This window comes from Paraburkholderia sp. UCT70 (genome assembly GCF_050434085.1).
In the GTDB taxonomy this organism is placed as follows: domain Bacteria; phylum Pseudomonadota; class Gammaproteobacteria; order Burkholderiales; family Burkholderiaceae; genus Paraburkholderia; species Paraburkholderia tuberum.
Genome location: NZ_JBNPVZ010000002.1, coordinates 1774419 through 1795810, shown reverse-complemented (window position 1 = coordinate 1795810; position 21392 = coordinate 1774419). Strand labels below are relative to the sequence as shown.

Annotated in this window: 16 protein-coding genes; 5 read left to right on the top strand and 11 right to left on the bottom strand. The window is 65.1% G+C overall.

Annotated elements, in window-relative coordinates; genetic code table 11:
- Positions 1-21: 21 nt before the first annotated feature.
- The 4 genes from OKW41_RS10650 to OKW41_RS10635 all read right to left on the bottom strand — a co-directional run bounded on the left by OKW41_RS10650 (position 22) and on the right by OKW41_RS10635 (position 5650).
- Positions 22-1344, bottom strand: a complete 1323-nt coding sequence (locus OKW41_RS10650; RefSeq protein WP_429572449.1) for an MFS transporter — start codon at positions 1342-1344, stop codon at positions 22-24.
- Positions 1345-1618: 274 nt separating this feature from the next.
- Positions 1619-2923, bottom strand: coding sequence for a c-type cytochrome (locus OKW41_RS10645; RefSeq protein ID WP_429572448.1), 1305 nt, complete (start codon positions 2921-2923; stop codon positions 1619-1621).
- Positions 2924-2940: 17 nt separating this feature from the next.
- Positions 2941-5193, bottom strand: a complete 2253-nt coding sequence (locus tag OKW41_RS10640; RefSeq protein ID WP_429572447.1) for a molybdopterin cofactor-binding domain-containing protein — start codon at positions 5191-5193, stop codon at positions 2941-2943.
- A 1-nt stretch (position 5194) separates the two neighbouring features.
- The gene (locus tag OKW41_RS10635) at positions 5195-5650 is read right to left on the bottom strand and encodes a (2Fe-2S)-binding protein (RefSeq protein ID WP_018420878.1); all 456 of its coding nucleotides are present in this window, start codon (positions 5648-5650) and stop codon (positions 5195-5197) included.
- Positions 5651-6011: 361 nt separating this feature from the next.
- Here OKW41_RS10635 and OKW41_RS10630 point away from each other — a divergent pair, with 361 nt between their 5' ends.
- Positions 6012-6410, top strand: coding sequence for a hypothetical protein (locus tag OKW41_RS10630; RefSeq protein WP_429572446.1), 399 nt, complete (start codon positions 6012-6014; stop codon positions 6408-6410).
- A 250-nt stretch (positions 6411-6660) separates the two neighbouring features.
- Here OKW41_RS10630 and OKW41_RS10625 read toward each other — a convergent pair whose 3' ends face one another.
- The 3 genes from OKW41_RS10625 to OKW41_RS10615 form a co-directional block, all read right to left on the bottom strand.
- Entirely contained in the window at positions 6661-7608 is a 948-nt protein-coding gene (locus OKW41_RS10625; protein WP_429572445.1) for a peptidoglycan DD-metalloendopeptidase family protein, read from the bottom strand.
- Positions 7609-8036: 428 nt separating this feature from the next.
- A complete protein-coding gene (locus tag OKW41_RS10620; protein WP_429446789.1) occupies positions 8037-9215 on the bottom strand; it encodes a porin in 1179 nt (392 codons plus the stop codon).
- 218 nt (positions 9216-9433) lie between these two features.
- Entirely contained in the window at positions 9434-9754 is a 321-nt protein-coding gene (locus tag OKW41_RS10615) for a hypothetical protein (protein ID WP_429572444.1), read from the bottom strand.
- Here OKW41_RS10615 and OKW41_RS10610 point away from each other — a divergent pair.
- Positions 9742-10851: an OpgC domain-containing protein gene (locus tag OKW41_RS10610; RefSeq protein ID WP_429572443.1), complete on the top strand. Its 1110-nt coding sequence runs from the start codon at positions 9742-9744 to the stop codon at positions 10849-10851. The two genes, OKW41_RS10615 and OKW41_RS10610, sit on opposite strands and share 13 nt — an antisense overlap.
- A 212-nt stretch (positions 10852-11063) precedes the next feature.
- On the top strand, positions 11064-11936 hold the full coding sequence (locus OKW41_RS10605) for an alpha/beta hydrolase-fold protein (RefSeq protein WP_429572442.1): 873 nt from the start codon (positions 11064-11066) through the stop codon (positions 11934-11936).
- A 57-nt stretch (positions 11937-11993) separates the two neighbouring features.
- Here the strand turns inward: OKW41_RS10605 and OKW41_RS10600 are convergent, their stop codons facing one another.
- Complete coding sequence (locus OKW41_RS10600; protein WP_429572441.1) at positions 11994-13088, bottom strand: AI-2E family transporter; 1095 nt, start codon at positions 13086-13088, stop codon at positions 11994-11996.
- Positions 13089-13426: 338 nt separating this feature from the next.
- On the opposite strand from OKW41_RS10600, the gene OKW41_RS10595 reads away from it, so the two are divergent.
- On the top strand, positions 13427-13714 hold the full coding sequence (locus OKW41_RS10595; RefSeq protein WP_013091570.1) for a DUF3331 domain-containing protein: 288 nt from the start codon (positions 13427-13429) through the stop codon (positions 13712-13714).
- Positions 13715-13998: 284 nt separating this feature from the next.
- The gene (locus OKW41_RS10590; RefSeq protein ID WP_429572440.1) at positions 13999-16584 is read left to right on the top strand and encodes an adenosylcobalamin-dependent ribonucleoside-diphosphate reductase; all 2586 of its coding nucleotides are present in this window, start codon (positions 13999-14001) and stop codon (positions 16582-16584) included.
- 57 nt (positions 16585-16641) lie between these two features.
- On the opposite strand, the gene OKW41_RS10585 is transcribed toward OKW41_RS10590, so the two are convergent.
- The 3 genes from OKW41_RS10585 to OKW41_RS10575 are packed head-to-tail and all read right to left on the bottom strand — an operon-like array spanning position 16642 to position 21358.
- Positions 16642-17595 (bottom strand): dimethyl sulfoxide reductase anchor subunit family protein, encoded by a 954-nt coding sequence (locus OKW41_RS10585; RefSeq protein WP_429572439.1) that lies wholly within the window; start codon positions 17593-17595, stop codon positions 16642-16644.
- 19 nt (positions 17596-17614) lie between these two features.
- Positions 17615-18385, bottom strand: a complete 771-nt coding sequence (locus OKW41_RS10580) for a 4Fe-4S dicluster domain-containing protein (RefSeq protein WP_429572438.1) — start codon at positions 18383-18385, stop codon at positions 17615-17617.
- A 21-nt stretch (positions 18386-18406) separates the two neighbouring features.
- Entirely contained in the window at positions 18407-21358 is a 2952-nt protein-coding gene (locus OKW41_RS10575; protein WP_429572437.1) for a molybdopterin oxidoreductase family protein, read from the bottom strand.
- Positions 21359-21392 lie beyond the last annotated feature (34 nt).

Below are 21392 nucleotides of genomic sequence, written 5' to 3'. Positions count from 1 at the left end.
AGGTGATTCGCGGTCTGTAGTTCAAGTCATGGATACGTGCTGCCGGGAAGCAATCTTGATGCGCGAGACGAACCACGCCGCGAGCACGAACCACCCCGCTGCGACGACGAACGCGACGACATAGGCGGGTCCGGCACCGGCAAACGCCTTGACCCATGACAGCATCCACCCGGTGACGGCAGGGCCGAGGATCTGCGGTAGCACCATCGACACTTGCCAGATGCCCATGTCCTTGCCGCTGGACGCATCGTCTGGCAATACTTGCAGCGCGAGTGCCCAGTCGACGGCTTGATAGGTTCCGTAAGCGGCGCAGAAAACCAGCCCGACTGTGATCACCAGCAACAGGTTTGGATGCAACGCCAGCAGGACAAAGCCGATCGCAGCCCCGGCCATGATCCAGCTGGTCAGGCGGACGACGGGAACGACGCCGTGCCGGTCGGCGAGCCGTGCGCCCAGCAGGCTGGCCGGGATCGCAAGCACCACGCCGACGCCAAGCAGCCCATTCAGGAGACTGGTCGGATGACGAATGCCGATCACGTCCTGCAGGTAGTACAACATGAAGGTGAAGATCGACCAGATTCCCATGTTGCCGAACAGACGGGTTACCAGCACCCAGTAAAAGTTTCGGTGCAGGCGTGGATCGAGATAGAACGAGCGCATGAACGTGACGAGCTCGAACCGTTGTCGGGATCTGACAGGTGTCGGCTCGCGCGAGCCGCGAATCGTCAGCCAAAGGCAGAGCAACATGATCGCAATGAACGCGGCAACCGTAGGAAACAGGTGGCCCGGCGAATAGAGGACAACGAGCACCATGTTGCCAGTGATCGTGCCGAGCACGGTCATCACGTTGAGCCACGCGCTCGCGCGGTTGGTTTCCTGTTTTGGCACGACATCGGGCACCAGCCCGGCGTACGGCCCCGCCGCCCAGTTCCACCAGAACTGGAGATGCAGGAACGCGAGTGTATACATCCCTACGCTCCCCCCGCCGTTGAATGAGCCAAGCCATACCAGTGCAACCGCAATGCCGAACACGCCGGTGACGAGAAACGGTCGCCGACGTCCATGTTTTGCAGAGCAGCGATCTGAAAGCGCGCCGGCCAGTGGCGCCACGATCATCGCAATGAATGCGCCGGACGCAATGACGGAGCCGGCCACGCCTTCCTTCAACGCGGCATCGCGTCCGAGCATATCGGCGACCTGTGCCGGCACGAGCACCGGAACCACCGTCATCCATTGGGTAAAGAGCGCAAACCACAGCGACGCGATCTGTATGTGACTGAGCGTCGACAGGCGAGAAGCCGACGGTGTGACCGACACGTTCCGGGCTTGACTGGGTAGGGTCATGTCGGAAGTCCATGAGCTTCGCGCAGAGACTTCGACGCCGCACGGCGAACGAAGGTCGTGGCCAATTCTGAGAGCCGTTCGAACACAACGGGGACTCCCATAGGACCAATGCGCCTGTATCGGTCGTGATGCAAATGTCGGCATTGGCCGACGGCGAGTCCATCGACGAAGACGCGGTGTGGCCGCCCCACTATGATAGCTGCCGTCGGTTGGCCCACAACCTGAAACGGCGCGAGGTCGCCAAGCGCGCTTCTGCGCCGCACTTAGCGACCGATCAACGCCCCGCCTGCGTCGACTGCCGCAACTTCGCCACCTCCGCCGCACCGACCGCCGGCGCGCCGTTGTTCCAGCCAGCCCGCACGAAGCTCAGCACGTCGGCGATCTGCTGATCGTCGAGCACCGCGGCGAAGCCGGGCATCGGAAACGGCGACGGCACGCCGTCGATCACGAGATCGCCGGTGCCGTTCAACGTGACGTTGATCAGCGACGACGCGTCCTTCGCGAGCACGTTCGGATTGCCGGCGAGTGGCGCGAGCATCGGCGCGAAACCGTGCCCGTCGACGCCATGGCAATGCATGCAATACGCCGTATAGACGCGTGCGCCGGCATCGTTCGCGGGGCGATCGAGCGACACCTTCGTCGCCTGCGGATCGTACGTATAGGCCGCCGCGCCGGTGCCGCCGGCCGGCGGCAGCGACTTCAGATACGTCGAGACTGCCGCGACGTCCTGATCGCTCATTGCTTGCGTGCTGTTGTTGATCACGCTCGTCATCGCGCCGAACGCCGATGCATGGCGATTCGCGCCGGTCTTCAGGAACGTGCGCAGATCCTCGTCGCTCCAGCGGCCGAGCCCGGTGTTGTGCTCGCCCGTGAGGTTCGACGCGAACCAGCCGTCGAGCAGCGCGCCGCTCAGGAATGCGCTGCCGCTTTCGTCGAGCGCACTTTCCTGGAACGCAACACCGCGCGGCGTGTGACACGACCCGCAATGTCCGAGCCCTTGCACCAGATACGCGCCGCGATTCCACGCGACGTCCTTGCCTGGCTTGTCGCGATACCCACCCTTCTCGAGAAACGCCATGTTCCAGAACATCAGCGGCCAGCGCATGTTCAACGGCCACTTGATGTCGGACTCGCGATTCGCCTGCTGCACCGGCGCGACGCCGTGCATGAAGAACGCGTACAGTGCCTTCACGTCGTCGTCGTCGACCTTCGCGTAGGACGGATACGGCATCGCCGGATACAGGTTGTGGCCGTCTTTCGCGACGCCCTCACGCAGCGCCCGCGCGAAGGCGGCTTCAGTGTAGCCGCCGATGCCGGTCTGCGCGTCGGGCGTGATGTTGGTCACATAGATGCGGCCCATCGGCGTGTTCATCGGCAGGCCGCCGGCGAACGGCTTGCCTTTCGGCGCGGTGTGGCAGGCGGCGCAATCGCCGAGTTGAGCGAGGTAAGCGCCGCGTTGCACGAGCGTTTGATCGGCTGCGCCGGTGGCTGCCGGAGTTGCGGCATCAGCAGGTGCCTGGGCGATAAACGGCAATGCGACGCATAGCGCCGCGCCAAGACCCTTCAGCATTTTTTTCATGTCGGGCTCCTTTCGCGTCAGGCGCTGTGCAGTTGGCGGCCAACCGGCAATTGCCGCAGCCGCGTGCCGGTGGCCGCATAGATCGCGTTGGTCAGCGCGGGCGCGAGCGCCGCGGTGCCGGGTTCGCCGATGCCGCCGGGCGCCTCGCCGCTCTTCACGATATGCACGTCGATCGGCGGCGTCTGGTTGATGCGCAGCATCCGGTAGTCGGTGAAGTTGTTCTGCTCGACGCGACCGTCCTTGATCGTGATCTCGCTATAAAGCGCCGCCGTGATGCCGAAGATGATGCCGCCCTGCACCTGCGCTTCGATCGTGTTCGGGTTGACGAACATCCCGCAATCGACCGCGCAGTTGACGCGCTTGACCGTCACTTCGCCCTGCTCGACCGCGACCTCGACGACGATCGCGAAGAAGCTGCCGAACGCGTGCATCACTGAGATGCCGCGCCCTTGCCCCTTGGGCAGCGCGCTGCCCCAGTTGCCCGCTTGCGCGGCCAGGTTGAGTACGTTCAACGCGCGCGGCGATTTGCCGAGCAGATCGCGCCGGTACTGCACCGGATCGCTCTTCGCGTGCGCGGCGAGTTCGTCGATGAAACTCTCGACGACGAACGTGCCGCGCGTCGGCCCGACGCCGCGCCAGAACGCGGTGGGCACCGCGTGCGGCTCCACGCGCACGTAGTCGACCAGCTGGTTCGGCAGGTCGTACGGCAGATCGGCGGCGACCTCCACCGCGTCGGGGTCGAGCCCGTTCTTGAACGCGGGCGGCGCGAAGCGCGCCATGATCGACGACCCGGCGATGCGATGCTGCCACGCGATCGGCTTGCCGTTCGCGTCGAGCCCGGCCGAGATCGTGTCGTAGTAGTACGGTCGGTACATGTCGTGCTGGATGTCCTCCTCGCGCGTCCACAGCACCTTGACCGGCGTCGACACCTGTTTGCCGACCTTCACGGCCTGCGTGACCATGTCGGTTTCGAGCCGCCGTCCGAAGCCGCCGCCGATCAGATGGTTGTGCACGATGATCTTGTCGGCGGGCAAGCCCGTGACCGCGACCGCCGCATCGACGACACGCGTCGGCACCTGCGAGCCGAGCCAGATTTCGCAGGCGTCGCCGCGCACGTGGACCGTGGCGTTGACCGGCTCCATCGTCGCGTGCGCGAGGAACGGCTGCTGGTAGACCGCGTCGACGCGCGACTTCGCATCGCCGAACGCGCGGCCGACGTCGCCGTCCTTGCGCGCCACCGCGCCGCCATGTTGCGAGGCCGCCGCGAGATCGTCGACGATGCGCTTCATCGATAACTGCGCGCCCGCGCCCTCGTTCCACTTGATGTCGAGCGCCTGCAGGCCGCGCTTCGCGGCCCACGTGTGAGCGCCGATCACCGCGACCGCGTTGTCGAGCTTGATGACCTCGCGCACGCCGGGGATCGTCTTCGCATGCGTATCGTCGACGCTCGCCAGCGTGCCGCCGAACACCGGACAGTTCGCGATCGCCGCGTAAACCATGTCGGGCAAGCGCACGTCGAGGCCGAACTGCGCGGTACCGTCGACTTTCTCCGGCGAATCGAGACGCTTCGCCGGCGTGCCGATCAGCTTGAAGTCCTTCGGGTCTTTCAACGGCACGTTCTGCGGCGCGGGCAGCGCGGAGGCGGCCTGCGCGAGCTGACCAAAGCTCGCGCTGCGATTACTGGCCGGGTGGATCACCTGACCGGCCTGCGCATGACAACTCGCCGGATCGACCTGCCACTGCTGCGCGGCCGCGTTGATCAGCATCACGCGTGCAGTCGCGCCCGCGCGGCGCATCGGCTCCCACGCGAAGCGGATCGACGTCGATCCGCCGGTCAACTGGCCGCCGAGCAGCGGGTCCATGAAGAGCTTTTCGTTGGGCGGCGCGTGATCGAGCGTGACCGTGCCGAGCGGCACTTCGAGTTCCTCGGCGATCAGCATCGGAATCGACGTATAGACGCCTTGGCCCATCTCGACCTTCGGTATCACGAGCGTTACCTTGCCGGCGTTGTCGATCTGGATGAACGCGTTCGGCGCGAACACGCCGCTTTGCGGCGCCTCGTTCGCATCGCCGCCGATCACGCTCTTGCCCGCCTTCTGATCCTGGCTCGCGGCCGGCATGCTGAAGCCGAGCAGCAGACCGCCGCCGGCCGCGGCGCCGACCGTCACGCCGAATTTGAGGAAGCCGCGCCGCGAGATGCCGCGTGCATGCCGCGTGTCGGTGTCAGCCGGCTGCGCGCCGTTCTGTGCATCGAGCAACCCCTGGGACATGTCAGGCCCCCTTCGCGGCGTGCTTGATCGCCGCGCGCACGCGGTGATAGGTTCCGCAGCGGCAGATGTTGCCCGCCATCGCGGCGTCGATGTCGGCGTCGCTCGGATTGGGATTGCGCGCGAGCAGCGACGCCGCCGACATCACCTGCCCCGACTGACAGTAGCCGCATTGCACGACGTCGAGCTCACGCCAGGCCTGCTGCACTTTCTGGCCCGTGGGCGTGGCGCCGAGCGCTTCGATCGTGACGATCTTGCGGTCGCCGACCGCCGCCGCCGGGAACACGCACGAACGCACCGCGACGCCATCGAGATGCACGGTGCATGCGCCGCATTGCGCGATGCCGCAGCCGAACTTGGTGCCGGTCAGCCCGACGAGATCACGCAGCACCCACAGCAGGGGCATGTCTGGCGGGGCATCGACGGTATGGGTTTCGCCGTTGATATTGAGCGTTGTCATGAGCGGCTCCGGATGGGGATGTTGTTGTGGTCACGCGGTTTAGATCGCGACACCGCACCAGAGCGCGGACATGCACCGGTTTTGTTCGGCGTGTCGCGCTAATAAACCATGAAATGCGGCCTGTGAGCGAGCGGGTGTCGCAAGAAAACCGGCCGATTGTAGCCGTGCCGAAAGAAGTTCGCTTTGGCGGTGTCAGGCGGCACGTCGCATGCTGTGCGCGGTGGATCGCATGTGTCGGCTGGAGCGATGCGTTACCATCGACGAATCGATCCGTTAGCGTGATCGCGCGACCCGCTGCATCGCACTGAGTGGTGTTGCGACGCACGATTCCGTCGAATCACCTCAGCCGCTGGAGCCGCCGATGAACGACCCGCAATGCACTCAATTCCTCACGGACATTCGCCGACCATTGCTTGCGCTGCACAAGGCGATTCTCGATCACGAACGCGCCGCGTACGAAAAGGAATTCGGCCCGGTAACGCCGGCGGCATTCCTGCAGGTGCTGATCAACGGCTCGGGGTTTCGTTGGCTGACGCCGCTGTCGACGGTGATCGCGAGCGTCGACGAAGTTCTCGACGACGCGGAAGCCGAGGCCGGCGACCGTCTCGCGACCGCCGAGGCCGTGGTCGGCCTGTTCTCGCCCGATCAACCGCACAATCACTTCCTGCCGCGTTATCTGCCGCTCTTGCAGGCCGATCCCGCGATCCTGCATTACCACGGCGAGGTATCGCGGCTGCTGCGCGGAGTGCAAACGACGTAACGGCGATTTGCACCAGGCACGGCGGCGGTGCGTGCGCTGCCTGCCGACTCCTGCATTGCCTCACCGTTCAAAAACGGCTGCGGGTCGAGGCCGCATGGTTGATCGTCGGTATTCTTGCGCAGATCGAGCGGAATGCTCTTACGTGAAGGTACTTTTGCAACGATTCGTCGACCGCCGGAATGCGCGGTCGATCAAATTACCTGGTTTAGCTGAATAAATTCAAGGTGAGCTTTTCCGGGAACGTGGAAGCTCAGCCGCGCCCCTGCGGCAGATAAGGCAGCGGATCGACCGGCTTGCCGTCGCGCCGCACTTCGAACCCCACCGACACACGCGAGTTGTTCTCGTCGCCCATCTCCGCGATCTGCTGTCCCTTGCGGACGATGTCGCCCATCTTGACCATCAGCTTGCGGTTGTGCGAATACGCGGTCAAAAAATCCTTGTTGTGCTGAACGATGATCAGACTGCCGTAGCTGTTCAGTCCGGTGCCCGCGTACATCACCTTGCCGTCGGCGGCGGCTCGCACCGGATCGCCCGCGTTGCCGCCAATTTCGATGCCGCGTGTTTCGCCGGGCTGGAACGCTTCGACGACGCTGCCCGCGGCAGGCCACGCGAGCGTCACGCTGCTCGCGTGCCGGCGGGTTTCCTGCGTGACTTCGCGGACTGCGGTGGCATCCGGCGCCGGCGCGGCGGACTGTGTCGAAGCTTGCGCCGACGTTTGGGCTGTCGCTTGTGACGCACGCTGCGCCGCGGATTGCGCCGACGCCTTCGCGGCGGCCGCCGCATTGGCCGCCTTCGCCCCGCGCACCGTTTCCGGCGACGCAACGTGCAGTACCTGCCCCGGCTTCAGCCGCGCCGATGCCTTCAACCCGTTCCATGCCTGCAACTGCTTGACGCTGATGTGATGATGCTGCGCAACCCGCGCGAGCGTGTCGCCGCGCCTGACCCGATACACGAGCGGCGGCGCCTTTTTCAGCGGCGCGTTATCGCTGGCGTCGATCGACAGCGGCGCGGCTGCCGCCGGGTCGCCAGACGCCGCTCCCGTCGCATTCGCCGCCGGCACGCCGGACGCCGCGTTGGCGCTGGTTGCCGCACCGTTCTGCGCATTGGGCTGCCCGACGTTCGCACAACCGCTGATGGCCAGCGCGACCCACGCGCCGGCGAGACTGGCCAATAACGTTCTGTCGAAACGCTTGCTCATCCTGTTCGACTCCTGCTGTATGAATGCGCAAGCCGGATAGCCCGATGCCGCGGACGAGGTGCGCGATCTTCGGCCGCGCGGCCTTCCCGACGGCACGGCGAAGCCGCCTCGTATGGCGCTCATTTCCTGCCTGCTTGCCGATCAAATTTCTCGCGGAATTCTAAAGTGTCGTTTAATAGAAACGCCCTGCCCCACACACTCTGATACAGACGTTACGAGCCGTATTTCCGCGTTACGACCGCACGTGTAGTGGGACGCCAACGACGCACACATCACCGCTTCGCCGCGGCGCGTTCAGACTTGTTGACATTCGACTTATCGGCAGGCGCGAGGGGAACTTGAATAGACATGCGTCGCGTCGGAGGGCGAAAAAAAGGCCAGCCTTCGAAATCCGAAGGCTGGCCGATCTGCGTTTGAAGGGCAGCGAACTAGAACTTATGCCGGATCGCCGCGCGTACGACGACCTGCTTCGACGTCGACGACGGCGACTGCGTGCCGGGGATGAATGCGTAATCGAGGATCGACAGCGTGGAATCGCCGGTGACCTGCTGATAGGCGCCCTGCAGATAGAGGTCGGTGCGCTTGGACAGGTTGTAGTCGGCCATCAGGCCGAACGTATGGATGCGCGGCTTCACGCCGCCATTCGATGCGTCGTAGGTTTCCATCGTGTACACGTACTGCGCGCCGACGAACAGCACCGGCGAAATCTGATATTTGCCGTTGATCTCGAAGTTCTGATACTTGAGCGAATTCAGCAGCACGCCCGGCGGTGTGACGGGCACGAGCGGCACCGGCGGCTCGATGCCGAGATAGCCGTTTGCGGTCGGCTCCAGGTAGTTCGAGTTGCTATAGACGAAGCCCGCCGTCGCCGGTCCGAACGTATAGGTGATGCCGCCGCCGAACACGCGCAGGCGCGTCGCGACGAAGCCGGCGTCGTTCGCGGTGATCGCCCCGTTCGAGCCGTTGCCCGGATTGTCGGCCTGCAGATAGGCGGCCGCGACCAGCAGCCCGCCGTACGTGTACTGGCCGCCGAAGCTGTAGGCGCGATTGTTGGCGAAGTTCGTGTCGTTGCTGAAGCTGTAGGTGCCGCCGAACTGGAAGCCCGAGATCGACGGGCTCGTGTACTTGACGGTGTTGTCGAGGCGGAACGTGTTGTCGGTGTTGTCGTTGTCGTACGGATGCGAGAACAGCTCGCCGCCCCAATTGCCATTGGCCGTGGTCTGCGCGAGATAATCGACGACCGAGTCGTATTGCCGGCCGAACGTCAGCGTGCCGTACGCCTGTGAACTGAGTCCGACGAAAGCCTGCCGGCCGAACAGGCGGCCGCCCTGCCCGAGCCGCCCGGAATTCAGATCGAAACCATTCTCGAGCTGGAAGATCGCCTTCAGGCCGCCGCCGAGATCTTCGGAACCCTTCAGGCCCCAGCGGCTTCCCTGCGCAAGACCGCTGGCGAGTTCATAAACATGGCCGTGGCCGACATTGTTCGTGTAGTTGATGCCTTCGTCGATCACGCCGTACAGTGTGACGCTAGTCTGCGCGGCGGCAGGTGCGGCAAGAACGACAGACGCAGCAATGGAGACAGCCAGCGCGAACACTTGCTTGTTCATGATGATCTCCCTGCACCTCGAGTGATAGGACAACTCGATCCGGCCGCTTTGTTCTCTTTGCTCTTTATTCTCGTCACTTTTCCAGCAGTTCTGAAGACTGCTCCAATAGCTGCGCTTTTCCGGAAATCCTCACACGACATAGTCTGGCCGTCCATGAGTGGATGCGCCAAGCATCGAGAATGTTGCTAATTCTCCACTGCGCGTTGCTGCCTCTTTTTTCATAACGTCGCTTCAGGTAAACAGCAGCCGCCGCTGCGGCCTCGCTGCGTCATTGTCATGAAAAGAAATATAATCTGCGCCTTTGCTGCGATGCAACGGAACTCGGCGTCACCGCAAAGGTCATCTTCACAGCCCGCTGACACGGCCGCCTTGCGATACCGGTCGAGCGTGGCGAGATGGGCCACAGGCGACGCCAGCACGGATCGCCTCACCGCCGCAGCACCCAATCCCATATTAAAAAGCCTTGTGAGACGCCCGCCGCGCTGGATCGGCGCGCCGTCGCACGGGGCTGCTTTTGACGCAAACAATGGCCAAGTCATCTTCCCGCCTGATCGAGCTCGACTTTTTCCGTGGACTGGTTCTGCTGATCATCGTCGTCGATCACATCGGCGGCAGCATTCTGTCGCGCGTGACGCTGCATGCGTACGCGCTGTGCGATGCCACCGAAGTATTCGTGTTCCTCGGCGGCTTCGCGACCGCCACCGCCTATGCGACGCTCGCCGAGCGGCGCAATGAGACGATCGCGCGCGGCCGCTTCCTGCGCCGCTCGTTCGAGATCTATCGCGCGTTTCTCGTCACCGCCGGGCTGATGCTGCTGGTCAGCGCGGTGCTAACCGCATTCAGCATCGACGGGCCGAATCTCGCCACGACCGATCTCGACGACCTGATCGACACGCCGCTTGCCGCGCTGCGCGACATCGTGCTGCTACGCCGCCAGCCGTACCTCGCGTCCGTGCTGCCGATGTACGCGTTCTTCGCGCTGCTGGTGCCCGCGATCCTGCCGCTCGCGCGCAGCAAGCCTTGGCTCCTGGTCGCCGGCAGCGTCGCGCTGTGGGTCGGCGCACCGGCGATCAGTCAGTACCTTCCCGCCGCGCCCGACATGCAGTGGAACTTCAACCCGTTCGCGTGGCAACTGATGTTCGTGCTCGGCGTGCTCGCGCGCTGCCAGCCGGTGTATCAGCGCACCAGCGCGCATCGATCCGGATGGCTCGTCAGTGTGCTGGCGTTCGCGGTGGTCGTGGGCGCCGCGTACTACAAGCTCGTTCTGCTGGATGCGCCACTTGCCGGGAGCCTCAAGCAGAACCTGTCCTACCTGCGCGCTGGGAACTTCCTCGCGATCGCGTGGCTCGTCGCCAATCTGGTCGAGCTCGGCTGGGCGAAGAAGGTCGCGCGGCGGCTGCCGTGGGTCGGCGTGATCGGGCGTCAGGGTTTGCTGTGCTTCATTGCCGGCGCGGTGATTTCGCTGGTGATCGACTCGGTGCTCTACGCGGCGACCGATGGTTACCTGAACTATCCGCTCGGACTGCTCGCCGATGCGGCCGCGGTCGGCGCGCTGTTTGCCGTCGCGCTGGGCGTGGAACCGCTGAAGCGGGTCGTCAGGCGGCTCGTGGACGGGCGGCTGCGGACGTCGGGCTGAAGAACTTTTCGGCTAAGTTTCGAGCGCCCTTCGAGCGCGTCCCTGACGCGTCGCGATTTTCGGGGCACTTGACGTACCCTTGGCGCCCGAAGAACTTTGCGCGCATAAAGCGCCGTCCTTCTCTGCGCCACTTTCCATCTCAAATCTGGCGCCAATGCTGATAGCATGACGGCCGCGCGCGAGTCCCGCGCCCGCCGTCCTTCCCTACTGACATGCGTCGATTCCTCAGTTACGCCCTCGCACTGCTTGCCTTCGCCGTCGGCGCGCCCGCGTTCGCGAGCACGGTCGCGAGCCGCAGCTTCCATTCCGATGCGCTCGCCCGCGACTGGAACTATACGATCTACCTGCCGGGCGGCTATCGCGCGGACGGTCCGCGCCTGCCGGTGCTCTACCTGCTGCACGGCAATAACGGCGACGCCAAAGACTGGCTCACGCAAGGTCATTTGCAGAACGCCGCGGACACGCTGATCGAGCGCAAGGAGATTGCCCCGGTCGTCATCGTGATGCCGCAAGGCGGCACGGACTGGTACGTCGACCGCAAGGAAAAGATGGAGAGCGCGTTCTTCGACGATCTGCTGCCCGAGATCGAAACGCACTATGCGGTCGCGACGCAGCGCGGAGGCCGGATGATCGGCGGCGTGTCGATGGGCGGCTTCGGCGCGCTGCGCTACGCGCTGACGCGGCCCGAGATGTTTTGCGGCGCGCTGCTGCTCAGTCCGGCGATCTACACGAACGAGCCGCCGCGCGCGTCGGCGGCGCGGCGGGTCGGCGTGTTCGGCGAGCGCCAGTTCGATCCGCGCGTGTGGCACGAGCTCAACTATCCGGCGCAGTGGGACCGCTACATGAGCCAGGCATATCGCCTGCCGATGTTCATCGCATCCGGCGACGACGACCTCGACATCCAGGCCGACGCGTCGCTGCTGTACACGCATCTGCGGCTCGCGGGCAATCCGGCGGCGTTGCGCATCATAGACGGCGGCCACACGTGGGACGTATGGAGCGCGCTGTTGCCCGCCGCGCTCAAATACACGCTCGGCTGCGTGAAGCCGCCGGCGCAGGAGCATCCGTCGAATCAGCGCCCTTGAGCCGGCGCGGCACGCGAGGCGCACGGCCGCCCAGCCCCGCGTCCCTCGACACTTGCGCTACTCCACGAGATCGGTCCACAGCACCATCAGCACTGTCATCAACGCGGGGCCGATGAAAATCCCCAGCAGCCCGAACGTCTCCGCGCCGCCGAGAATGCCGAATAGCACGAGCAGAAACGGCAGGCGCGTCGAGTTGCCGATCAGCACCGGCCGCACGAAGTGCTCGGCGATGAACACGACGACCGCGCCGAATACCAGCAGCCCGGCCGCCGCGACCATCGAGCCCTGCACGAGCAGCCAAAGTGCCGCAAGACCGAACACGATCGGCGCGCAGAACGGCAGCATCGCGGCGATCGCCGTGACGAAGCCGAGCAGCGCCGCATGCGGCACCCCGGTCACGAAGTAGGCGACGCCAAGCAACAGGCCTTCGCCGACGCCGACCACGATCAACCCCGACACGGTGCCGCGCACCGCGGTACCCATATGCGCGACGAGGTCCGCGCCGCTATCGCCGAAACCGCGTCGCGCGGCCTTCAGCAGCGAGCCGGACAACCGCGGCCCCGCCTGAAAAATCACGAACAGCGTGACCAGCATGAACGCGAACACCATTGCCGCATGCGCGGCGCGCGCGCCGAAATGCCGGCCGAGCGTCATCACCGTGTTGCTGTGCAAGCCTTTCATCGCGGCCGAGTCGCGCAGCGGCTGAGCAAGATTGGCCTGCCACCAGGAAGTGATCTGCTGCACGCCGAACGGCAGACGGTTGATGAAGTCAGGCAGCGCGATGCCGTTCTCCTGCGCGCTGCGGAACCAGTCGTTCAGCTCGTGCGCCTCGCGCAGCGCCTGGCCGATGCCGAGCCCGACCGGCAGTAGCACGAGCACGGCGATCACCAGCGTGAAGACCGTCGCGAGCAAGGTCGCGCGCCCCTTGAACCAGTGGCTGCCCGCTACCTTGTGCAGCAGCGGCCACAGCGCGATCGCGACGACCCCGGCCCACGCCACCACCACGATGAAATCGCGCACCACCCACAATGCGAGCAGCGCGAGACCGATATAGAGCACGACCGATGCGGCCTTCTGCTTTTTCAGGCGCTCGGCGGCAACGGACGACGCTTCGGGAGAGTTGGGGGGGACTGCGGGAGGGCGTGGAATCATGTGAACTCTTGTGTTGAACGGTGTGCGCGCGAGCCGACCTGAAAAATTCAAACCCGCTACACTGACGGCTCAGTTCGCCGCCCGACATTCGACATCTTAAAGGAAGCGTTGCCGCCTCTTTCCCGGCCGCCGTCCTCGTCGCGCCACAGGCAACACAGCGTTGCAAAACCAGGCATTATTAAAAAATCACATAAAAATGCTTGCAACGCCTGTCATTTCGGCGAATCGCTATGTCAAGTCTGATTATTGCTAATTCCGGAACGGTGTTTCAACGGTGACACAATGGCTATCCGGCGCGCGTGGGACTAAATTCGGCACTCCACAATACGGAGCCGATGATGACCCTGGAGTCCATCCCCCTCGACGGTAGCAATGGCGTACGCATCGAAATTCTCGAGAGCTCCGACACGACGCTGGTGATCCGCTGGGTCGAGCCAGGCCGCTGCCACTACGGTGAGCAGCGCTGGCGCCGTCGCTCGGCGCATTCTTCCGGCACCTGCGCGGTGTCGCGCCGCAAGATCCGGCGCGGTGACCCGGTGTTCAAGCCGGCCGAGCGCCCGGCGCCGTCGAATGCGTCCGCGATGATCTGCGCGGAAATCCTCGAACCGCTGCTTGAAGCGGCCTGACGCACGGAACATTCCTGAGTCCCGCGCACGAAGCGCGGGTTTCAACCCGTTGTTCCGGGGTCGATCTCCCTACCGCCCACGTGCCCTTAGCGACCCACGCGCCCGGCGGCTGCGGCATCGCAAGATGCGGCGCCGCGCCGGCCCCGCTGCCGGTTGCCGCCCCGCGCCTCATGCGTTAAGGTGGACTCGTTGCGCCCGCCCGACCGCCGGCTCGCTATCCGGTGCCGGCCGCGCGCCTTCCACCACCGCGCCGCGTCCGCCGCGACGCCGTTTGAGGGCCGATCATGGCAGAAGACACGCCGCAAACCCGCGCGGCCAACGCCGCTTCCACGTCTCCCGCCTCCTCCGCTCCTCCCGCTTTGCTGATCCCGCCGCAGCAGTTCTCTCTCGACGTGCTGCTCGAAAAGTATGCGAAAGGCGACGAGCAATCGGCCGACGATGTATATCGCCGCGTCGCGCGCGGCGTCGCCGAGGCCGAGCCGCCCGAGTTGCGCGCGTCGGTCGAGGAACAGTTCGTCGACAACATGCGCCACGGCGCGCTCGGCGCGGGCCGCATCATGAGCGCGGCGGGCAGCGGCATTGCCGCGACGCTGATCAACTGCTTCGTGCAGCCGGTTGGCGATTCGATCCAGGGCGTCGATGAACAGGGCTTGCCCGGCATCTACGTGGCGCTGCTGCAGGCGGCCGAAACGATGCGGCGCGGCGGCGGCGTCGGCTACAACTTCTCCGCGATCCGGCCGAAGGGCGCGCGCGTTCACACCACGAGTTCGGCCGCCTCGGGTCCGTGCAGCTACATGGACGTGTTCGACGCGTCGTGCCGTACCGTCGAAAGCGCGGGCTCGCGGCGCGGCGCGCAGATGGCGGTGCTCGACTGCAACCATCCCGACCTGCTCGAATTCATCGAGGCCAAGCATTCGAAGGGACGCTGGAACAACTTCAACGTGTCGGTCAGCGTCACCGACGAGTTCATGCGCGCGGTCGAAAACGACGAGCCGTGGCAACTGGTCCATCGCGCCGAGCCGTCGCCGGCGCTGCGCGCGGCCGGCGACGTGCGGCAGCGCGAAGACGGCCTGTGGGTCTACAGCGAACACCCGGCGCGCGCGATCTGGGACCGCATCATGCGCTCGACGTACGACGTCGCCGAGCCCGGCATCGTGTTCATCTCGCGGATGAACGAGGACAACAATCTGCGCGCCGTCGAAACGATCCGCGCGACCAATCCGTGCGGCGAGCAGCCGCTGCCCGCGTACGGCTGCTGCAATCTGGGGCCGCTCAATCTGACGCGCTTCGTCGTCGATCCGTTTGCGCAGTTGCAGGGCCGCCAGCCCTCGTTCGACTGGGACGGCCTCGCGCGGCGCACCCGCACGCAGGTGCGTTTTCTCGATGACGTGCTCGACGTCACGCTGTGGCCGCTGCCGCAGCAATACGACGAATCGCGCGCGAAGCGGCGCATCGGCGTCGGCTTCACCGGCCTCGGCGATACGCTCGTAATGATGGGCCTGCGCTACAACTCGCAGGAAGGCCGCGATTTCGCGGTGCGCATCGCGCGGCTGATGCGTGACGAGGCGTATCGCGCATCGGTCGAACTCTCGAAGGAGCGCGGCGCGTTCGAGCTGTTCGACGCCGCGCGCTATCTGGAAGCCGGCACGTTCGCGTCGCGCCTGCCCGATGACATTCAGCAGGCGATTCGCCGCGACGGCATTCGCAACAGCCACCTGCTGTCGATCGCGCCGACCGGCACCGTGAGCCTCGCGTTCGCCGACAACGCGTCGAACGGCATCGAGCCGGCGTTCTCGTGGACTTATACGCGCGTGAAAGTGATGGCCGACGGCGGCCGCGAATCGTTCGACGTCGAGGACTACGCGTACCGGCTCTATCGCGAGCTCGGCGGTGACGTGAGCCGGCTACCCGACTATTTCGTCAGCGCGCTGCAGATGTCGGCGCGCGACCATCTCGACATGATGGCGGCCGTCCAGCCATACGTCGACACGTCGATCTCGAAGACCGTCAACGTGCCAGCCGACTATCCGTTCGACGCGTTCGAAAGCCTCTACTTCGATGCATGGAAAAGCGGGCTGAAGGGCCTTGCCACCTATCGCCCCAACGACACGCTCGGCGCGGTGCTGAGCGTGACGCCCGCGCAGGCCGACGACACGCTCGCCGAGATGGATCAGGACCCGCTGCGTATCGCGATCGATCATCGGCCCAGAGGCGAGTTGCCGGCGATCATCGAGAAGGTCGAGTATCTGACCCAGGCGGGCAAGAAGTCGCTGTATGTCGCGGCGTCCTTCATCGAGGTGACGGGGCGGCTCGGCGGCGAGGACGTGACGATAGAGCGGCCGATCGAGTTCTTCATTCCGACCGGTCAGCGCGACGAGTCGCAGCAGTGGATCACCGCGACGATGCGTTCGCTGTCGCTGGCCGCGCGCGGCGGCTTCGTTGCGCGCAATCTGCAGGATATGCGCAAGGTGTCATGGGATCGCGGACAGGTGCGGCTTGGCGACGTGCAGCGTCTCGACGGTCATCGTGCGCCGCGCTGGCACGATTCCGAAGTGGCGGCGCTCGCGTTCGCGATCCAGCAAATCCTGTATCGACGCGGCTTTCTCGACGCCGAGGGCAATCAGGTCGCGTCGCGGATGCTCGCGCGTTTGCCGCGCGGCCACATGAAAACCGACATGGCGCTGTCCGCCGATTTCGGCATCCGTCCGAATCCAGCGGATAGCGCCGACACCTTGCTGCAGCCGAACGGCACGCAAGGACTGCACACGATGCTCGGACGCAAATGCGCTTCGTGCGGCGCGAATGCGGTGATTCGCAAGGACGGCTGCGATTTTTGTACCGCGTGTGGGGAGGTGGGGGCGTGCGGGTAGTGTGAGGCGAGGAGCGCGCTGGCACGGAGGCCGAACGCGCTCGTTGAAGGCTATACATCACCCCATCCTCGCGTAGTAAAGATTCTGCGGATGCTTCGCCTCCGCGAAGAAAAACCAGCGCTCCGCCACGAGCCCCGCATACTGCACGAGACAAGCCGCGGCCAGCAAGCCGAACGACCCGCCAGGCGAACGCAGCCCCGCGCCCAGCACGATCAACACGACCGGCACGACGAACGCACCCATGAGAAAGCCCCATTTGACGCCACGCAACGTCCGCGCCGATTTGCCGTGAAAGAACTCGCGCAAATTGAACGCACCGGCGGTGAAGCCTCGTGACACCTGCACGAGCTTCGGATTGCGGATGCCCGTCGCGCTCTGCACCGTCGATTTCGGCCGCAAGCGCGCATTGCGCATGAGCGACGCGTAGCGGCTCGCGCAACCGGCGAGCGTCAGCAGGCAAGCGCAGATCGCCAGTCCCGCCGTCAGCGCGGGCGCGAACCATGCGCTCAGTGCGGTCGCGAGCGTCAAGCCCGATGCGCAGCCGAGCAGCACGAAGTTCACCAGCGTCAGCGGCGTCGCCCACTCCTGCAGAAAGCGCAGGCACGCATAGATCATCGCGGTGCAGACGAACAGCGCGGCGCTCGCGAGCACGCCGAGCCAGCCGAGCGCGAGCGACCACGGCGAGCCGAGCCAGTGCGCGACGCCATACAGGCACGCGCACGCCAGAAACGCCGGCAGGCACAGGCATTCGCGCGACAGCCACGAGGTGCGCCACATCGCGATCGCGCGCCACGCGCGTTCCGGATGGCCCAGATGGAAGAACGACGCGATCAGACCAAGACCGCCCAGCAGCACCGCGAGCGCCGCGCCGCTCAGGTAGAACGCGGTGGCGGCGGGTTGCGCAACGACGCCCAGGCACGCGGCACTCTCGACGCCGACGAGCGCGATCAACAGCCCCTGCGCCGCGCCGCTCAGCGTGGTCAGGAAGACTACGGAAAAAGCCGGATTCATCGTGTGGCCTCGTTGTCGTTCAAATGCGCGTCGCGATCGACGCGAGATGCACTTCGCCATGCGCGAGCTGCCCCTCGAGCTGCGAGTCGGGCGAGCCCGACGTGTGCACGGCATCGCCGGTGGTCGTTCCTGACGATTTGCACGAGCACCCGTCGCCGCCGCAACTCGCGGACGTGATCGGCACGCGCGGCAAATAGTGATTCGCGGGACGCGTGCCCCACTCCGGCATCAACTGATAGCCGCCGCGCTCGCGGATCGCTTGCGACACCACCGACTCCGGATCGTGGATATCGCCGAACAGCCGCGCGGATGTCGGACATGCGAGCACGCAGGCCGGCTTGCGATCGCGCTCGGACAGATGCTCGTCATGAATGCGATCGACGCACAGCGTGCACTTGGTCATCTCCTTGCGCGCTTCGTCGAGTTCGCGAGCGCCGTACGGGCACGCCCACGCGCAATACTTGCAGCCGATGCAGCGATCGAAATCGACCAGCACGAGACCGTCTTCCTTGCGCTTGTAGCTCGCGCCCGTGGGACACACCGGCACGCACGGCGGGTCCTCGCAATGCAGGCACGACTTCGGGAAATGGATCATCTCCGTGTCGGGGAAGCTGCCCGCTTCGAAACTCTGCACGCGGTTGAAGAACGTGCCGGACGGGTCCGCGTCGTAAGGATTGAAATCGGCGAGGCTGCCCGATTCGCCTGACGTGTTCCATTCCTTGCAGCTCGTCACGCACGCCTGGCATCCCACGCATACGTTCAGATCGATCACCAGCGCCATCTGGGTCATTGCAAGCTCCTTGCCGTGGCTTTAGCGGTCGTCGCCGTTAGTTTCGGCGCGGCGCAACGTCCCGCGCAGGCGAGCCGCGAATTCTCCGCGTCCCGCGAAATAGGTCTGGACGATGCGCGACACCACACTCGTCTGTGCAACCGCGCCGGGCAATTCGGGCATCGCCTCGAACTGCGGCAGCGTGTGCCGCGCGTCGGCTTCGGCCGGATAGATGCGCACGCGCACGTCGTACCAGGCGGCCTGGCCCGTCACCGGATCGGAGTTCGACATGCGCGCGGGTGCCTCGTCGCGGCCCGGCAACTCGTCGGTGATCAGGTGATTGAGCAGGAAGCCGCGCTGCGATTCGTTCGCGTCGGGACCGAGATTCCATGCGCCCGCCGCTTTGCCGATCGCGTTCCACGTCCATACGGTGCCCGGTTCGACGGTCTCGCTGTAGCGCGCTATACAGCGCACGCGGCCCCATTGCGATTCGACGTAGATCCAGCCGCCGTCGGCGATGCCGTTCCCGCTCGCCGTTTTCGGATTCACATAAAGGTAATTCTCCCCATGAATCTGCCGCAGCCACGCGTTCTGCGAATCCCACGAGTGATACATCGCCATCGGCCGCTGGGTGACCGCGGCGAGCGGGAATCGCGCGAGATCCGTCGCCGCGCTTTCGAGCGGTGCGTACCAGAACGGCAGCGGATCGAAGTACCTGTCGACGCGCGCGCGCAGATGGTCGGGCGGCTGCCGGCCGCTCGTGCGTCCTTGCGCGGCGAGCCTGAACTTCTGCATCACGTCCGAGTAAGGCTGGATCAGAATCGGTTCGCTGAATTTGCGGAAGCCATTTTTGACCGCCCAGTCGAGATACGGTCCGTTGCAGTTGCGCGTGTACTGCAAGGTCTCGGGCAAGCGGTAATGAAATACGCAGTTGTTCTTCGCGTACTGCTCCCATTGATTCGGATTCGGCTCGCCGACGAGCGCCTTGTCGCCATCCTTGCCGCGCCAGCCGATCAGAAAGCCGACGCCGGAACCGGGCGAAGTCGTGTGATTGACGATGAAGTCCGGATAGTCGCGAAAGCGCCGGCCGCCATCCGCATTGGTGAACGCCGGAAACCTCAGGCGCGACGCCAGTTCGATCAGCACTTCCTGGAACGGCTTGCATTCGCCGGTCGGCGGCACGACCGGTACACGCACCGAATCGACGGGGCCGTCGAACTCGGAGATCGGCCGGTCGAGCATCGACATCGCGTCGTAACGTTCGAGGTAAGTCGTGTCCGGCAGGATCAGATCGGCGAACGCGGTCATCTCCGACTGGAACGCGTCGCACACGACGAGAAACGGAATCTTGTAGTCGCCGTTGGCGTGTTTGTCGGCGAGCATCTCGCGCACCTTCATCGTGTTCATCGACGAATTCCACGCCATGTTGGCCATGAAAATCATCAGCGTGTCGATGGGATACGGATCGCCGCGCCACGCGTTGGTGATCACGCTGTGCATGACGCCGTGCACCGCGAGCGGATATTCCCACGAGAACGCCCGGTCGATGCGCACCGGACCGCCGTGTTCGTCGATGAACAGATCCTCGGGCGCGGCGGGCCAGCCTAGCGGGCCCGCCGCAAGCGGTGTATTGGGCTTCACCGCGGCGGGGTCGTTCGGTGGTTTCGCCGATGGCGGCACCGCGCGCGGAAACGGCGACTTGTGACGAAAGCCGCCGGGCCGGTCGATCGTGCCCAGCAGCGACATCAGCACGGCGAGCGCGCGGATCGACTGAAAGCCGTTCGAATGCGCGGCGAGCCCGCGCATCGCATGAAAAGCGACCGGGTTGCCCGTGACCGTCTCGTGCGTTTCGCCCCACGCGTCGGTCCAGCGGATCGGCAGCGTGATGCGGTGCCGGCGGCCCGTCTCGATCATCTCGCCGGCGAGCCGCCGGATTGTCTCGGCCGCGATGCCGGTGATCGCCGCCGCCCATTCGGGCGTGCACTCGGCGACGCGCTCGCGCAACAATGCAAACGACGGCGTCACCGGCTTGCCGTTGTCGAGCGTGTAACGGCCGTCGAGCGCGGGCGTCACGCCGCTCGCATGATGCGGCACCGCGCGCTGGGTGGCCGGGTCCCACCACAGATGATTCTGCGGAAACAGCGGATTGCCTTCGGCCCGTTCGGGATCGCGCACGAACAAACCGAAGTTTTCGCTCGCTTCGTCGAGATCGATCAGCTCCGCCGCGTTCGTGTAGCGCTGCACGAACTCGTGATCCCACGCATCGGCGGCGATCAGTTCGTGCAGGAACGCCATGAACAGCGCGCCGTCGGTGCCAGGCTTGATCGGCACCCATTCGTCCGCGATCGCCGCATAGCCGGTGCGGATCGGATTGATCGCGATGAAGCGGCCACCCGCGCGCTTGAACTTCGCAATCGCGATCTTCAGCGGATTCGAATGATGATCTTCCGCGGTGCCGATCATGAAGAACAGCTTCGCGCTGTCGAGATCCGGTCCGCCGAATTCCCAGAACGAACCGCCGATCGTATAGATCATGCCGGCCGCCATGTTCGACGAGCAAAAGCCGCCGTGCGCCGCATAGTTAGGCGTACCGAACTGCCTGGCGAACAGGCCGGTCAGCGCCTGCATCTGGTCGCGGCCCGTGAACAGCGCGAACTTCTTCGGATCGCTCGAGCGAATCGCGGCGAGACGCTTTTCGAGCACGTCGAACGCGGTGTCCCACGAGACCGGCTCGAACTGCGCGCTGCCGCGCTGCGCGCCGGCCTTGCGCATCAAAGGCTGTGTAAGGCGCGCGGGCGAGTACTGCTTCATGATGCCGGAGGCACCCTTCGCGCAGATGACGCCCTGATTGAGCGGATGCTCCGGATTGCCGTCGATATAGCGCACCTCGCCGTCGCGCAGATGCACGCGGATGCCGCAGCGGCACGCGCACATGTAGCAGGTGGTGGTCTTGACATCGAGCCGTTCGTTCTGCGTGCGGGCGTGGTGCTCCATGGCCATCTCCGTCGTTGCTTCTGGTGGGCCGAAG

What these genes read in the sequence shown, in the direction of transcription:
- OKW41_RS10650 (WP_429572449.1), bottom strand. Translation starts at nt 1,344, where the DNA reads ATGACCCTACCCAGTCAAGCCCGGAACGTGTCGGTCACACCGTCGGCT.
- OKW41_RS10645 (WP_429572448.1), bottom strand. Translation starts at nt 2,923, where the DNA reads ATGAAAAAAATGCTGAAGGGTCTTGGCGCGGCGCTATGCGTCGCATTG.
- OKW41_RS10640 (WP_429572447.1), bottom strand. Translation starts at nt 5,193, where the DNA reads ATGTCCCAGGGGTTGCTCGATGCACAGAACGGCGCGCAGCCGGCTGAC.
- OKW41_RS10635 (WP_018420878.1), bottom strand. Translation starts at nt 5,650, where the DNA reads ATGACAACGCTCAATATCAACGGCGAAACCCATACCGTCGATGCCCCG.
- OKW41_RS10630 (WP_429572446.1), top strand. Translation starts at nt 6,012, where the DNA reads ATGAACGACCCGCAATGCACTCAATTCCTCACGGACATTCGCCGACCA.
- OKW41_RS10625 (WP_429572445.1), bottom strand. Translation starts at nt 7,608, where the DNA reads ATGAGCAAGCGTTTCGACAGAACGTTATTGGCCAGTCTCGCCGGCGCG.
- OKW41_RS10620 (WP_429446789.1), bottom strand. Translation starts at nt 9,215, where the DNA reads ATGAACAAGCAAGTGTTCGCGCTGGCTGTCTCCATTGCTGCGTCTGTC.
- OKW41_RS10610 (WP_429572443.1), top strand. Translation starts at nt 9,742, where the DNA reads ATGGCCAAGTCATCTTCCCGCCTGATCGAGCTCGACTTTTTCCGTGGA.
- OKW41_RS10615 (WP_429572444.1), bottom strand. Translation starts at nt 9,754, where the DNA reads ATGACTTGGCCATTGTTTGCGTCAAAAGCAGCCCCGTGCGACGGCGCG.
- OKW41_RS10605 (WP_429572442.1), top strand. Translation starts at nt 11,064, where the DNA reads ATGCGTCGATTCCTCAGTTACGCCCTCGCACTGCTTGCCTTCGCCGTC.
- OKW41_RS10600 (WP_429572441.1), bottom strand. Translation starts at nt 13,088, where the DNA reads ATGATTCCACGCCCTCCCGCAGTCCCCCCCAACTCTCCCGAAGCGTCG.
- OKW41_RS10595 (WP_013091570.1), top strand. Translation starts at nt 13,427, where the DNA reads ATGACCCTGGAGTCCATCCCCCTCGACGGTAGCAATGGCGTACGCATC.
- OKW41_RS10590 (WP_429572440.1), top strand. Translation starts at nt 13,999, where the DNA reads ATGGCAGAAGACACGCCGCAAACCCGCGCGGCCAACGCCGCTTCCACG.
- OKW41_RS10585 (WP_429572439.1), bottom strand. Translation starts at nt 17,595, where the DNA reads ATGAATCCGGCTTTTTCCGTAGTCTTCCTGACCACGCTGAGCGGCGCG.
- OKW41_RS10580 (WP_429572438.1), bottom strand. Translation starts at nt 18,385, where the DNA reads ATGACCCAGATGGCGCTGGTGATCGATCTGAACGTATGCGTGGGATGC.
- OKW41_RS10575 (WP_429572437.1), bottom strand. Translation starts at nt 21,358, where the DNA reads ATGGAGCACCACGCCCGCACGCAGAACGAACGGCTCGATGTCAAGACC.